Below are 12496 nucleotides of genomic sequence, written 5' to 3'. Positions count from 1 at the left end.
TTTTATTTCAGCCTGCAATCCACTATATTTACTATTTATTTTACGAAATACCACAACACAAGCTATGAATTATGACAATACAAGCAGCACTTTAGAACCTAACGATACAATCATAAAAACAGGACTCCACATAATACTAACTACCGATGAAGATGATTTACGTCCGGTCTATCTTTCGGGTAATTTTAACGAGTGGCGTACGCAGGATAAGGAATTCGTGATGGAGAAAATTGGAAGTGGATTATATCATTTCAAATTCACCCATGATTTTGACTATCCGGAAACATTATTGTATAAATTTACAAAAGGGGACTGGAGTGAAGTGGAAATTGACGGCAGCGGTAACCGTACTGAAAACAGGTCAACAACGAAACATACAGGAATACAAAATGAACATGTGGGAAGGTGGAGAAAGAACTGGCTGCCATTCAAACAAAGCTATTTGCCGCAAGTCCTACTTATTTCTGATGAATTTGAAATTCCCCAGCTTAACAGAACTAGAAAAATTTGGGCATTACTTCCTCACGATTATGATACTTCAGAGGAACGCTATCCGGTAATGTATTTACAGGATGCCCAGAACTTGTTCAATGAGGATGCCGAATATGGCAATTGGGAAATTGACAAAAAACTGGCTGTAATGTCGGAGTATAAAATTGGCAAAATTATTATAATCGCCATTGAACATGCTGAAGAAGACAGAATAAAAGAATACAATGTTGGAAGAACAATATTAGGAAAAGGACAGGGAAAAAAATACATTCGTTTTGTCACTAAAACGTTGAAACCGTTTGTGGATAATAATTTCCGTACCAAAAAAGATCGCGCTAATACCGGAATCGGCGGCAGTTCGATGGGCGGATTGATCAGCATATTTAGCGGGTTGAGATACCCTAAAGTGTTTGGTAAATTGATGATTTTTTCTCCTTCACTTTGGGTTAAACCCGATATGAAAATAAAAGTTGACGAAGAAGGTACAGAGGACACTAAAATATATTTATATGCCGGCGGCGATGAAAGTGACACGATGATAGAACATGTGAAAAACTTCAAGGAGCGCGCTATTGCCAGTGAGTTTGTAAAAGATAAAATGAAAATTAATCTGAGCATTAATAAGGAAGGAAAACACAACGAAACGTATTGGAGTGATGAATTCCCTAAAGCTATTGAATGGCTTTTTTTTAACACAAAAGACAATTAGATGAAAACTAAAGAAATAAATAAATTAGAAAATTTTTCAGGAACAGTTTTAATACCCGTTTTTGAAACTACTGCTAAAAGTATTGTTCCAATTAAGTTTGAAGGTTTAGAAATTTCTTCAAAAGTTTTCTACGGCAAGAAAGACACTTATTATTTAGCCGAAAAAAATGACAATACATACGTTTTTATCGGGTTGGGTAAAACGACAGATTATAAGGCATTAAAAACAATAGCCAGAAGAATTTCTTTCAAAGAAAAAGAAGCTTTTGGAAAAAGTGTTGCCTTATTTGTACCGGAAGAGTTCAGTAGCGAAGAAGTAGAAGCGACAGTTTCCGGGTTATTGTTAGGTACTTATAATTTAGGTCATTTTAAAAAAGGAGAAGAGCATCCCTTTTTAAATCCTGATTTTGAACTGGAAATTTTATCTTCAAAAGATTATTCTGCAACAATCGATAAAGCGATAAAAATTGCTCGCGCCCAACTTCAAACTTTAGCGCTGGTTGACTTACCGCCAAACAAGGTGACTCCGAAGTATCTGGCAAATTGGGCTTTGGACAAAGGGGAAAAATACGGATTTGAGGTAAATATTCTTGGTCTGGAAGCTTGTCAAATAGAAGGACTGGGTGCCTTTTTAGCTGTCGCAAAAGGGAGCCAAAATGAGCCGCAATTTGTAGTGATGAGTTATACTCCAAAAGAAACGGTTCCGCACTTAAAGCATGTTGGCCTGGTGGGAAAAGGAATCACTTTTGACACTGGAGGTTTAAACATAAAAACTGCGGGAATGGTTCATATGAAGTGTGATATGGCTGGTGGTGCTGCCGTGTTTGGTGCCATGCAATTGATCGCTGATTTGCAATTACCCGTAAAAGTCACCGCTATCGTTCCTTGTGCAGAAAATGCTGTCGACGCAAAGGCATTTTTGCCAAGTGATGTGATTCACAGTTACAGCGGTACTTCAATTGAAATTATTGATACTGATGCTGAAGGCCGTTTGGTCTTGGCTGATGGTATTTCTTATCTGATAAAAAATTATAAACCGGAATATATTGTGGATATCGCTACACTGACCGGAAGCAGTGTAGGGACATTCGGTTACGAATGTGGCGCTTTGTTTACCAATAATGAATCCCTTTCAAAAAAACTGCAGGAAGCAGGAGATTCAGTAGGGGAACGTCTATGGCAATTACCGCTTTGGGATGTCTATAAACAAGATATAGAAAGTGATATTGCAGATGTGAAAAACTATAGCGGGAAACCAGTTGCTGGTGCCATTAGCGCGGCTAAATTTTTAGAATATTTTACAAAAGAGCATACTGCTTGGGCACATTTAGATGTTGCCGGAGTTACATTTGGCGACGGTGAATTTGCAAAAAGCAAACATGCCACGGCCTACGGAGTACATTTACTAACCAAGTTCATAGAAAATTTATAAGCTCATGCAAAATCCTAAAACCTTCATTTGTATTTCGAATTATTTCAAAGGAGCCGATTTTTTAATTCATTTAAAAAGTCTTGGCAACAAAGTCTACCTGATAACCAGCGAGAAACTGAGAGATAAACCATGGCCACATGATCATATAGACGAAACCTTTTACATGCAAGGTCAGGATATCGATTGGAATTTAGAGCATTTATTACTCGGTGTTGGTAATTTGATGAAGTCGAATCAAGTCGATGCCATTGTAGCATTGGATGATTATGATGTAGAAAAAGCAACCTATCTTAGAGAGAATCTGCGAATTGATGGTATGGGACAAACTACGGGACGCTACTTCAGGGATAAACTGGCGATGCGCATGAGAGCGAAGAGTTGTGGTATTGCCATTCCTGCTTTTTGTTCTTTATTTAATGATCATGACATCAATACTTTCGCTGATACTGTTTCTCCTCCGTGGGTTTTAAAACCACGATCTGAAGCCTCAGCATCCGGTATTATAAAGGTATACGATAAGGAAACGCTATGGATTCATATTACCGAAATGGGGAATAACCGTTTCAAATACTTATTGGAAAAGTTCAAACCAGGAGCTGTTTACCATTGTGACAGTTTGATTTCAAATCGTAAAGTGATTTTTAGTTTGGCTTCAAAATATTTAGCCACTCCTATGGAAATATCACAGGCAGGCGGCGTTTTTCGCAGCTCCAATATTCCTTATAATTCGGAAGACGACAAGGCTATAAAAAAGATGAATGAGCAGGTCATTAAAGATTTTGGATTGAAACATGGTGCCGCGCATACGGAATTTATAAAAAGCGATGAAGATGGAGAAATATATTTTCTGGAAACATCATCACGAGTAGGTGGAGCGCATCTAGCTGAAATGGTAGAAGCTGCTTCAAACATTAATCTTTGGAAAGAATGGGCTGCCATTGAAGATGCATTGGTAAGAGATCAAAAATATAAATTACCAAAAGTAAAAAAAGGATATGCAGGAATTGTATTGACTTTGTCTAAATATCAAAATCCTGATTTATCTTCTTTTTCAGATCCCGAAGTTTGCTTTAGAGTCCCTTTAGATTACCATGCCGGATTAGTGATCCAGTCTGATAAAAGTGAACGGGTTTTAGAATTATTGAATGATTATGTGGATCGCTTAGTTGCTGATTATACTGTTGTAGTGCCACAGGATAAAATTTCAAAACTGCATTAATAGTAATAGTTCCAATTTAAAAATAGAGTTGCATTAAAAGTTTCCGCATTCATGAAAAAAAATTTTGTTATTATTTGTGCTGCAGTATTCATTTCAAATAGTAGTGCTGCCCAAGGACTTTTAAATAAGTCGGAAGTGGTGTTTACCAAACAGGACAGTTTGAGGGGAAGTATTACTAAAGAAAGAGAGTGGTGGGACGTGAAGCACTATCATTTGGATATTAAAGTGAACCCAAAGGACAGCACCATAACAGGTTCCAATACCATTAAATATCAAGTAGTACAAGAATACGACCGAATGCAAATCGATCTGCAAAATCCTTTAGAAATTTATAAAGTAATCCAGGATGGCGTCGAACTAGAATATAATAGAGAAGGGAATGTCTTTTTTATTGAGTTGGTTGCGCTTCAAAAATTAGGTGCTGTAAAGGAACTTACCGTTTTCTATGGTGGTAAACCAAAAGTGGCTGTCAACCCGCCATGGGACGGAGGTATTACTTGGAAAAAAGACAGCAATGGTAACCCATTTATAGCATCTTCTTGTCAGGGGTTGGGCGCCAGTGTATGGTGGCCTAACAAGGATCATATGTACGACGAGGTAGAAAGTATGCTTATCAGTGTAAACGTTCCCGGAAATCTGACTAATGTATCTAACGGTCGTTTGCTTAGTGTTAAAAAATTAAGGGACGGAACAAAAACGTTTAACTGGTATGTGTCAAATCCCATCAATAATTATGGCGTAAATATAAATATTGGGGATTACGTTTCCTTCTCGGAAAAATACAAAGGGGAAAAAGGAGATTTAGATTGTAATTACTATGTTTTGAGAGACAATTTGGCGAAAGCTAAAGAACAATTTAAAGATATTCCTCGCATGCTGAAAGCTTTTGAGCACTGGTTTGGACCTTATCCGTTTTATGAAGACAGTTACAAACTGGTAGAAGCTACTTATTTAGGGATGGAACATCAAAGTTCAGTCACCTATGGGAACGGCTTTAAGAATGGATACAGAGGCAGGGATTTGAGCGGAACAGGCTGGGGTCTTAAATTTGATTTTATCATTATACATGAATCTGGGCATGAATGGTTTGCCAATAACATCACCTATAAAGATATCGCAGATATGTGGATTCATGAGAGTTTCACCAACTACTCTGAAAGTCTTTTTGTCGAATATTATTATGGGAAAGAGGCCGGTTTTGAATACGTAAGAGGAATAAGGAAAAATATTCAAAACGATAAACCAATTATAGGTCACTATGATGTAAACAATGAAGGCTCGAGTGATATGTACTACAAAGGTGCCAATATGCTGCATAATTTACGCCAAATTCTAAATAACGATGAAAAATGGAGAACTATATTAAGAGGTTTAAACAGCACTTTTTATCATCAGACGGTTAACACAAAACAGATTGAAGATTATTTGAGTGTCGCTGTCGGAATGGATTTAGAGCCTTTCTTTAATCAATATTTAAGGGACACCAGAATACCAACATTAGAGTACTTCTTCAAAGACAGTACCCTGGGGTTTCGCTGGACTAACTGTGTTAACGGCTTCAATATGCCGGTTAAAATTTTCCTGAACGGCGAAGAAAAATGGCTTAAACCAAATACAGATTGGGCAAGTGATACCATTACCGCGGAAAAGCCACAACTTAAAATTGATCCTAATTTTTATGTAGCGGAATTTGATATAACAGAATAAAATTAGTTAATTTTACACAGGTGTATAAAAAACCAAATTGTCAAATTCCTTTTGTTTTATGAGAAATTCCATTTCACTATTATCTTTATTTTTACTCTTCAGTATTACTGTTTTTGGTCAAAACAATTCGCAAAATCAGGGAGAGTCATTGGATAATATTGAAAACTTTGATATTGTGGCTCCGATTAATCTTGATTCCATATCGCTTTCAAAATCGAGTGAAATGTTAGACGAGGAAGTCTATTGGGCACTAATTGACAGTTCGCTGCATGAAACCACAAATCAAGAGGATCAAGAACTTTATTTAGTTTCAGCAATTGAGAAGTTGACTCCCCAAGAAATGATAGGCTTCCGTTTAAGAACAGACAAACTTCTTTTTGACAGCTATAATCCAGAATTATGGTGTGCGGCTTATATTGTAAGCGGCGGTTGCTCTGATGGCGGATTTGAGTATTTTAGATGTTGGTTGATTTCCCAGGGTAAAGAAGTTTTTTACCACGTAAAATCGAATCCTGACACTTTAATCGATGAAGTTATTGAAGGCAAGGAATCCTATGAGTTTGAAGGGTTTTGGTATGTGGCGATGAATGCATTTAAAAACAAAACGGGCGAAGATTTATATTCCTATATCGACTATGATACTTTCGTGACAAATGACGAAAACTATCCTTTGTTAAAATTCAATTGGAACCCAGATGAGCCTACAACTATGGGGAAAGTTTGCCCAGTTCTATTTGAAAAACTTTGGAAATAGGACAGTTATCTTTCGAATAAACCTATAGTTCCACCAACCCAGTCTTTGTCTTTATTGAATTTCACTCCAATCATTTCGCCTCGGCTCAAACGCACGAGGTTGCACAATAGAGTAGGAGCAGCATCTTCTTTTTTCCAAACACATAGTATGCGGACTTCCGCTTTTACCTTACCGTCAGGGGATTGTACTATAGGAATGTAGTTGACCTTTTTTTGAAGAATATAAAGTTCTTTTTCCACGACAGCTTCGATATCTTCTTTCGTTACATGAAAAATAACCCCCGTTCCAGAAAAAGAAAATAAAGGTTTTAAAACGTAATTTTCTAAATCTTCAGGAATTTCAGTTAAGTCACTCAACAATGTCGTTTCGATGAAATATTTCCCTTTTAAGAAAGGTAGTATGAATTTACTGATTCTGAAAAACCAATTGGGATGCCCTGCCCATTCGACGTCCAGATCATCGGAGAAACTGAATTCTAATTTCAAATCTGTCCGCAAATCCAATTCATCAAAAATTACCCTATTGTAAATTCGTTTTACAAGTACATCCTCGCCATTTTCATTTTTATAAAACAGCTGTCTGCCTTTTTTAATTAGTTCCGTTACACAAACAACCGGTATTCCGATATCTCTTTTACAGTAGTAAAAATCAATTTTCGTGTTTTGCTTTTCCGGCTCTATTTCGAGTAAAATGACATTTTCCTTGGGATGATGGTTGCAGATTACCTCTTCTATAATCTTCAGATATTCCTTTGGGTCGATACCATTAAAGAACGGAGTTAACTCGTTGAGGAAAGGATACTGATTTACGAATTTATCGTATAAATTAGATTGGTAATTATACAAGGAAGGAAATCCTTGCACTTCTATCAACTTTGGAATTACAGCGCCATCCTCCTCGCAGATTCCAAAGTCAATGGCCAGAAAAGTAGTGTGGTCATCTTCATTGGGCACTTTATTGTTTAACTCCAGTGCTTTATCTGTCAAAGACTTAAATTCCTCTTTTTGAATCAAAGATATAACATTATTACAGCCCTCGATTAATTGTTCTTTCAGCTCGTCAGATATAAAAAAAGGAGTTTCCCCTATTCGAAAAGTGGGCTCATAATCAAAATCGGAGGCGATATCAGCTTTTAATTGCTGATACTTTTTTTCCGTGAATTGCGCATTGAATAGTTTTCGATATTTTGAAATCATGACGGGTTGGTGGGGTTAATTGGATAACATCTTTTTTGTTTTCATCAGATCATTTATGGCTGTACGAAGAAAATTAGGAATCAAAGTTTCATTTGTTCTGTAGATCTTGTCATCATCCATTAAATCTTCAAGCATAATTTTGAATTTCTTTTCGCCTTTCATGCTTTTTATTTTTTCTTTGGCCTCCTTGTTTCTAAGATGGGAAACGAAACTTATGGGATCTGCTTCAGGATGGAATTGTGTTCCCACAAAGTAATCCGTGAATCGCACGGCCATAATTGCGCGTTCGTATTGCACATGGTCTCTTATCTTTTCCAAGCAAATAATTTTGGCGCCCTTTTTCTTAAAAACACTTAGCTTAGGCTGTACCACTTGGTAATCCCTGGAATCAATAGCATAAAAAGGATCATTTAATCCTTCAAAAAGAGGATCAGTTTGACCTTCTATCGTCTTATGCATCTTCATCACTCCGAAGGAAGTATCATTTCTTTTCGTGATTTCCGCAAGACCAAAATGCTGGCAAGCCATCTGAAAGGAATGACAAATGAACAACACGTGCTTTTTTACTGGATTTTCAAGATTCCATTTGCTTAAGGCATCAATAAATTCGTAATATTTTATATCCCAGGTCCCGTCACCAACTAATGGATTTCCTGGGCCTCCCGTGGAAATATAGATGTCGTATTGACCGATTTCGGGTATTTCACATTTTCTCCTTACATCATATATTTGGAAACTTACTAAAGGAGTAAATCGGTTTATTATGTCAATTAGACAGCGCATTCCCTGATTGGGTATTCCGTCGTACATATCTAAAAGGGCTATTGTTATTTTTTTCTTATTCATGGGGGCTCTCTTTAATCAAAGTAGGTAACAAAGGTAATCTAATAATTTACAAGCCCTTAGTGAATTCATCCGTTATAAAATCGACCACTTTTGTTATGTCATTCGTTTTCTCAAATACAGCCAATTGTTTAGCTGCTCCAGTTCCGTTTTTTAATATCTGATGCACATAACTAATTTGATCACGGCTTCCTAATTCATCTACGACATCATCGACAAAATCTAATAATTCGAGAATCAGCACTCTTGTTTCCACTTCTTTTTGAAGTCCGAAATCAATCATGTGCCCTTCGATTCCATAACGTGAAGCCCGGAATTTATTTTCTTTTATCAGTGCTAGTCTGTAAATATTAAAACTTAAGTTTTGCTGGTTCAGCTTATATAACTTAGCTACAACGGCCTGTATGACAGCGACTATACACATGGTCTCTTCAACCGTTAAACTCATGTCGCAAATGCGGAATTCAATCGTATCGTAAAAGGGATGCAAGCGCAAATCCCACCAAATCTTCTTTGGGTTATCAATGCAGTTGGTCTTCACCAAGGTGTCTAGGAAATTATCGTAGGAGGCTACTGATTCGAAATATTCCGGTAATCCAGTTCTTGGGAACTTATCAAATACTTTTGTTCGAAAGGATTTGTAGCCGGTATGTCGGCCTTCCCAAAAAGGAGAATTAGTCGAAAGCGCAAATATATGAGGCAAAAAATAACAAGCTTGATTCATTAATTTTAATCCTATTTCGCGATTTTCAATTCCCACATGACAATGCATTCCAAATATTAAATTTGAGCGTGCCGCATCCTGCAACTCGTTCACAATGTTATGGTATCGCGGGTCGTCAGTGATAGGCTGGTCTTGCCATTTTGAAAAGGGATGTGTTCCGGCGCCACCCACAATCAATCCTTGTTTATCTGCTAATTCAACAATTTTCGTTCGTAGAAATTTAATTTCTTTTTCGGCTTCGTGTACATTCCTACATATATTTGTCCCGACTTCCACGACAGACTGGTGCATTTCTGCTTTTACTTGTTCGTTTAATATGATCTTGGCTCCATCAACAATTTTCGACAAATGCGAACGCAAGTCTCTCGTTTCAGGGTCGATAATTTGATATTCTTCTTCAACACCAAGTGTGAATGCAGGTAATTTTTTCATTTTTTAAATTTTTTTAAAAGCAATTCCTTCCTGAAGTCATGCAGTTTTCGTGCCTGAAGATACAGGAGGATACAATACACCTGCTTTTTTAAACGACATACAAGTTTCTCCCGATCCTTTAAGACTATCTGTGAGATGCACTCGGATTCCTGAGAAATTTATTTCGCTGTTACCGCATCTTTCATAAAAGTTCCCCAAGTCAGATTCATTTTTCCTGGCTTTTGTTTTTTTGCAGCAGCAATGGCCATTTTAGCAGATTCTTCCACTACCCATTCAAAGTTTTCTTCGCCTACAGAGGTTAATTCAGCATCAGGTGCAGGATTACCGAAATCAATGGCATAGGGGATGCCGTCACGGACTGCAAACTCCACTGTGTTGAAATCATAACCTAATCCTTTGCAAAGTCTCAAGGTGTAGTCTTTTACGGTGGCGAGTAATTTTTTATCCACTGGTGGGCCATCAATCACATAACGCAGGTGAGGTGCATTTCTTGGTTCGTATTGCATGATTCTAACCGCTTTACAGCCGAGGCAATACACTCTAAAATATTCAGTAAAAACAATCTCTTCCTGAAGCATCATAACCAGTTGGCCTGTCTCCTGATGTTTCTGCCAGAATTCTTCTTTGTTTTCTAAACGATATACGTTTTTCCATCCACCACCAGCATACGGCTTCATGTATGCAGGAAACTTCACGTAATCAAAAATACCTTCCCAATCCATCGGAAATTTTAAGTTCCTGAATGATTTACCGGTAGTATCTGTTGGATGTTCTGCAGAGGGTAACAAAACAGTATTGGGCAACGGCACTCCAAGAGTATCGGCCAATCCATTATTGAAAAACTTATCATCAGCACTCCACCAGAAAGGGTTATTTATCACATTTGTCCCCGTTAATGCGGCATTTTTCAGATATGCACGATAAAAGGGAACGTCTTGAGAGATACGGTCAATGATTACTGCATATTCTCCGTCTTTATTTTGAACAACCTTTTCAATAGAAACTGCCTCAGCAATAATTCCTTTTTCGTTTTTCGAATTAATACGGTCTATAAACGCCTGAGGGTAGGTTTCTTCCATCCCAAATAAAATTCCAATTTTTTTCATTTTTTATTTTTTGACTTATGAATTAATGCTATTGTGTTTTTTGTGCTCAATCCCTGACTTTATAAAAATTTGATTCGGGATAAGTAATGTGGAAACATTTCCTTCCATAACGGCCAGTCATGTTTTCTGTCCTGACGGATATCAAGCCAATGATGTATATTTCTTTCGCTCAAAACCTTGCTTAATTTAAGATTGGAGTCAAAACAAATATCCCAATTGGAAGTACCTAGAACGATATCCATTTTCCATAATTCGGGATCTTCTAATCCATATAAATAATCCTTAGGACTGTTAAAGAACACATCATCGTTATGGAAACCTTCCAGAAAGCTTTTGATATTAAAAGCACCACTCATAGAAAACATATGACTGACGTAACCGGGGTGTCTAAAAGCAAAGTTGGAGGCATGATATCCCCCAAAACTGCAACCGGCAACGGCAACCTTACCTGACGGGGTATTGTTTTTTATTTTTTCCACAATTTCGTGGCATATCATTTTATCGTATTTGACATGGTTTTCGATGCGATGGACGGGGTGAATGTGCTTGTTGTAAAAGCTGTCCTTATCAATGCTATCTGGACAAAATATTTGTATTAATCCTTGCTCTACATACCATTTAACAGACTCTATAAGGCCCATGTCCTTATTTTCATGGTAACTTCCCATTGAAGTGGGAAATAGGATTATTGGATATCCGGAATGTCCAAAAACTAACATTTCAATCTCTCTACTTAGGTTGGGAGAATACCACTTGAAATATTCCTCTTTCATATACTTTGCTTTTAACAATAATAATGAAAATATTCGTTCAGATTATATAAATTACTTATATAATTCCTTTTTTTATATTAAAAATAGTAGGGATACCTAAATTTTTTATTATTCATATAATTTTGCCACTAAAGCTTGATTTTATTGAGAATATTAAAATAAAAGCGATAGTGGTAGGCTGTGGTTTTGGATTAAAATGGAGTTAATTTATATAAAATCAATGTTTTACGGAAACAGAAAATTTAATAAAACGCTATTCAAACAGTTTTACTTGACTTTTTAACCTTTCAATTAGCATGGTCATCATTCTTTTGTTAAGATTTGATGAGTTCTTGAGATAAAACAAATATTCCTCTATCGTGAATAATCCTATTACGATTCCTTTTAATGCATTTCGGTATTTAATGTCCTTTTGAATTGCATTTTCAATGGTTGCCAACTTTTTCTCGGTGGTTTGAGAATGAAAATCGCGGTTGTACTTGGCTGAATAATTTTTAAAAGAAGCAATAAATAAATCATTTTGCAGCTTTAAGATTGGTCGCAGGACCTGATTCTGAAACATTTCCTCTGATGAGGATTGGGTACCGACACTTCCTATTGTACCTCCACGGAATTCTTTTAAAAAAACATCTCTTTGATCCATCTTTTTTTTTCTATAAAATTATAAAAAAATGAGCGGAGATAGGTTACTTTCGCATTATAAAAAATAAAAAAGATGAGATTTCACACAAGAAAATGGATAAAACCGGAAGACCTAAATCCAAATGGAACTTTATTTGGGGGTCAATTACTAGCTTGGATAGATGAAGAATTGGCTTTATACTCCATTATTCAACTAGAAAATCAAAGAGTGGTGACCAAACACATGTCGGAAATTAATTTTAGAAGCTCCGCAAAGCAGGGAGATATTATCGAAATTGGTATTGATGTGGTAAAGTTTGGAAACAGTTCCCTTACGCTAAAATGCGAGGTTCGAAATATGATGACCCGCGAAACGATTATTTCAATAGCCAGCACTACGATGGTCAACTTGGGAGAGGACGGCAAGCCAAAAGCACATGGTAAAACAGAGATTGAGTTTGTGAAAAATCGCCTGTAGCTAATTCGAAA

General features: G+C 36.7%; 12 protein-coding genes. 6 read left to right on the top strand and 6 right to left on the bottom strand.

Features of this window, described 5'->3' with window-relative positions:
• The first annotated feature begins 64 nt into the window (after positions 1-64).
• The 5 genes from CXF59_RS02960 to CXF59_RS02940 are packed head-to-tail and all read left to right on the top strand — an operon-like array spanning position 65 to position 6312.
• Positions 65-1201 (top strand): alpha/beta hydrolase, encoded by a 1137-nt coding sequence (locus CXF59_RS02960; protein WP_101136229.1) that lies wholly within the window; start codon positions 65-67, stop codon positions 1199-1201.
• Positions 1202-2632, top strand: a complete 1431-nt coding sequence (locus tag CXF59_RS02955) for a M17 family metallopeptidase (RefSeq protein ID WP_101136228.1) — start codon at positions 1202-1204, stop codon at positions 2630-2632.
• Positions 2633-2636: 4 nt separating this feature from the next.
• The gene (locus CXF59_RS02950; RefSeq protein ID WP_101136227.1) at positions 2637-3851 is read left to right on the top strand and encodes an acetyl-CoA carboxylase biotin carboxylase subunit family protein; all 1215 of its coding nucleotides are present in this window, start codon (positions 2637-2639) and stop codon (positions 3849-3851) included.
• 51 nt (positions 3852-3902) lie between these two features.
• The gene (locus tag CXF59_RS02945; RefSeq protein ID WP_101136226.1) at positions 3903-5558 is read left to right on the top strand and encodes a M1 family metallopeptidase; all 1656 of its coding nucleotides are present in this window, start codon (positions 3903-3905) and stop codon (positions 5556-5558) included.
• Between the two features lie 58 nt (positions 5559-5616).
• The gene (locus tag CXF59_RS02940) at positions 5617-6312 is read left to right on the top strand and encodes a DUF4240 domain-containing protein (protein ID WP_101136225.1); all 696 of its coding nucleotides are present in this window, start codon (positions 5617-5619) and stop codon (positions 6310-6312) included.
• 5 nt (positions 6313-6317) lie between these two features.
• Here the strand turns inward: CXF59_RS02940 and CXF59_RS02935 are convergent, their stop codons facing one another.
• The 6 genes from CXF59_RS02935 to CXF59_RS02910 form a co-directional block, all read right to left on the bottom strand.
• Positions 6318-7508, bottom strand: a complete 1191-nt coding sequence (locus tag CXF59_RS02935) for a hypothetical protein (protein ID WP_101136224.1) — start codon at positions 7506-7508, stop codon at positions 6318-6320.
• A gap of 15 nt (positions 7509-7523) precedes the next feature.
• Positions 7524-8354: a type 1 glutamine amidotransferase gene (locus tag CXF59_RS02930; protein WP_101136223.1), complete on the bottom strand. Its 831-nt coding sequence runs from the start codon at positions 8352-8354 to the stop codon at positions 7524-7526.
• Between the two features lie 46 nt (positions 8355-8400).
• Positions 8401-9507 (bottom strand): carboxylate-amine ligase, encoded by a 1107-nt coding sequence (locus CXF59_RS02925; protein ID WP_101136222.1) that lies wholly within the window; start codon positions 9505-9507, stop codon positions 8401-8403.
• A 158-nt stretch (positions 9508-9665) separates the two neighbouring features.
• On the bottom strand, positions 9666-10613 hold the full coding sequence (locus CXF59_RS02920; protein WP_101136221.1) for a RimK family alpha-L-glutamate ligase: 948 nt from the start codon (positions 10611-10613) through the stop codon (positions 9666-9668).
• A gap of 59 nt (positions 10614-10672) precedes the next feature.
• Positions 10673-11386, bottom strand: coding sequence for an esterase family protein (locus CXF59_RS02915; RefSeq protein WP_101136220.1), 714 nt, complete (start codon positions 11384-11386; stop codon positions 10673-10675).
• A gap of 253 nt (positions 11387-11639) precedes the next feature.
• The gene (locus CXF59_RS02910) at positions 11640-12029 is read right to left on the bottom strand and encodes a glyoxalase (protein ID WP_101136219.1); all 390 of its coding nucleotides are present in this window, start codon (positions 12027-12029) and stop codon (positions 11640-11642) included.
• Positions 12030-12101: 72 nt separating this feature from the next.
• Between CXF59_RS02910 and CXF59_RS02905 the strand changes: the two genes are divergently transcribed.
• Positions 12102-12485: an acyl-CoA thioesterase gene (locus tag CXF59_RS02905; RefSeq protein WP_091088133.1), complete on the top strand. Its 384-nt coding sequence runs from the start codon at positions 12102-12104 to the stop codon at positions 12483-12485.
• The last annotated feature ends 11 nt before the right edge of the window (positions 12486-12496 follow it).

Origin of the sequence: Flavobacterium sp. ALD4, from assembly GCF_002836475.1 — a bacterium.
Lineage (GTDB): Bacteria > Bacteroidota > Bacteroidia > Flavobacteriales > Flavobacteriaceae > Flavobacterium.
The sequence above is the reverse complement of the archived record's forward strand: the minus strand, read 5'-3'. Positions and strand labels throughout refer to the sequence as shown.

Excerpts from the sequence above, each read along its gene's own strand:
- CXF59_RS02960 (WP_101136229.1), top strand. The coding sequence starts at position 65 with ATGAATTATGACAATACAAGCAGCACTTTAGAACCTAACGATACAATC.
- CXF59_RS02955 (WP_101136228.1), top strand. The coding sequence starts at position 1,202 with ATGAAAACTAAAGAAATAAATAAATTAGAAAATTTTTCAGGAACAGTT.
- CXF59_RS02950 (WP_101136227.1), top strand. The coding sequence starts at position 2,637 with ATGCAAAATCCTAAAACCTTCATTTGTATTTCGAATTATTTCAAAGGA.
- CXF59_RS02945 (WP_101136226.1), top strand. The coding sequence starts at position 3,903 with ATGAAAAAAAATTTTGTTATTATTTGTGCTGCAGTATTCATTTCAAAT.
- CXF59_RS02940 (WP_101136225.1), top strand. The coding sequence starts at position 5,617 with ATGAGAAATTCCATTTCACTATTATCTTTATTTTTACTCTTCAGTATT.
- CXF59_RS02935 (WP_101136224.1), bottom strand. The coding sequence starts at position 7,508 with ATGATTTCAAAATATCGAAAACTATTCAATGCGCAATTCACGGAAAAA.
- CXF59_RS02930 (WP_101136223.1), bottom strand. The coding sequence starts at position 8,354 with ATGAATAAGAAAAAAATAACAATAGCCCTTTTAGATATGTACGACGGA.
- CXF59_RS02925 (WP_101136222.1), bottom strand. The coding sequence starts at position 9,507 with ATGAAAAAATTACCTGCATTCACACTTGGTGTTGAAGAAGAATATCAA.
- CXF59_RS02920 (WP_101136221.1), bottom strand. The coding sequence starts at position 10,613 with ATGAAAAAAATTGGAATTTTATTTGGGATGGAAGAAACCTACCCTCAG.
- CXF59_RS02915 (WP_101136220.1), bottom strand. The coding sequence starts at position 11,386 with ATGAAAGAGGAATATTTCAAGTGGTATTCTCCCAACCTAAGTAGAGAG.
- CXF59_RS02910 (WP_101136219.1), bottom strand. The coding sequence starts at position 12,029 with ATGGATCAAAGAGATGTTTTTTTAAAAGAATTCCGTGGAGGTACAATA.
- CXF59_RS02905 (WP_091088133.1), top strand. The coding sequence starts at position 12,102 with ATGAGATTTCACACAAGAAAATGGATAAAACCGGAAGACCTAAATCCA.